Below are 1106 nucleotides of genomic sequence, written 5' to 3' on the forward strand. Positions count from 1 at the left end.
TTTATGGTTGTCAGTATAGTATAATAGTAGCAAATGATAAAGGAGGAGATGGTGATGAAGATGTTAGCAATTAATCCTATTTCGTTTAAAAAAAGAATGATTGAATTACTATTTGATTATCTTTTCATACTAGCTTATTTAGCACTTCTGTTTTTTGGTTCTATGCTTTTTTACATTATTTTTTTTAATGGTATCCCAGAGTTTACAGAAATTCAGTCGCAGTGGATTGCATTTTTCACCTCTGTTTTGCCGATTACGATCCTTTTCACATTCTTGGATTATGCAAAAAATGGAAGTTTTGGGAAGATAAAAGCGGGATTTGAACTGGTCTATCAGAAAAAAACAGTGCAAGCTAGCTTGATTAGAAACACGATTAAATTTTTACCTTGGCAAATAGGTCATATGGGCACGATTCATGGTGTCTATAGTAATTTTGATGTGTTATCCATTAGCCTCTCTATTTCGGCGACTCTCCTCGCAGTTTTGCTACTGGCAATGACAATGTTTAGAAAAGATAAGAGGCATCTAGGTGACCTGCTAGCCCATACGCAAGTTCAGCAAAAAGGTGCCTAGGATAGAGATTGTCTATTCAGTCCTCAAAGAAAAAATACACATAGTTGGGAAGTGTCTATATGAATGAAAACGTTGAATTTACGAATCTTTGTATGGTAAGAGATGGCGATAGAGTTCTTGTTATTCATCGTAAAAAAGAGGACTGGCCAGGCATTACATTTCCTGGAGGTCATGTCGAAGTGGGAGAGTCATTTACTGAATCAGTGATCCGTGAAGTGAAGGAAGAAACTGGCTTAAGGATAGTTTCTCCCCAGATTTGTGGAATGAAAGATTGGGTAAAAGAAGGCATTCGTTATGTAGTTCTCTTTTATAAGACAGAAAAGTTTGACGGAGAATTAATATCCTCTGAAGAGGGGGAAGTCTGGTGGGAGGCCCTGAAAGAATTGCCAAAACTAGACCTCTCCTTAGATATGGAGGATATGCTTCGTATTTTCCTTGAAGAAGACCTTTCTGAATTTTTCTACTACCAAGATGGAGAAGACTGGAAATACGATTTAAAGTAAATTTTAATACTAATTCTTCTAAAGATTTAA

Annotated in this window: 2 protein-coding genes; both read left to right on the forward strand. The window is 36.2% G+C overall.

Features of this window, described 5'->3' with window-relative positions; genetic code table 11:
* Nucleotides 1-54 precede the first annotated feature (54 nt).
* Nucleotides 55-573 (forward strand): RDD family protein, encoded by a 519-nt coding sequence (locus SPADD19_RS05875; RefSeq protein WP_371106508.1) that lies wholly within the window; start codon nucleotides 55-57, stop codon nucleotides 571-573.
* Between the two features lie 59 nt (nucleotides 574-632).
* On the forward strand, nucleotides 633-1076 hold the full coding sequence (locus tag SPADD19_RS05880) for an 8-oxo-dGTP diphosphatase (RefSeq protein WP_061455503.1): 444 nt from the start codon (nucleotides 633-635) through the stop codon (nucleotides 1074-1076).
* The last annotated feature ends 30 nt before the right edge of the window (nucleotides 1077-1106 follow it).

Source organism: Streptococcus parasanguinis, assembly GCF_001578955.1.
GTDB classification, from domain to species: Bacteria; Bacillota; Bacilli; order Lactobacillales; family Streptococcaceae; genus Streptococcus; species Streptococcus parasanguinis_U.

What these genes read in the sequence shown, in the direction of transcription:
- SPADD19_RS05875 (WP_371106508.1), top strand. Translation starts at nt 55, where the DNA reads ATGAAGATGTTAGCAATTAATCCTATTTCGTTTAAAAAAAGAATGATT.
- SPADD19_RS05880 (WP_061455503.1), top strand. Translation starts at nt 633, where the DNA reads ATGAATGAAAACGTTGAATTTACGAATCTTTGTATGGTAAGAGATGGC.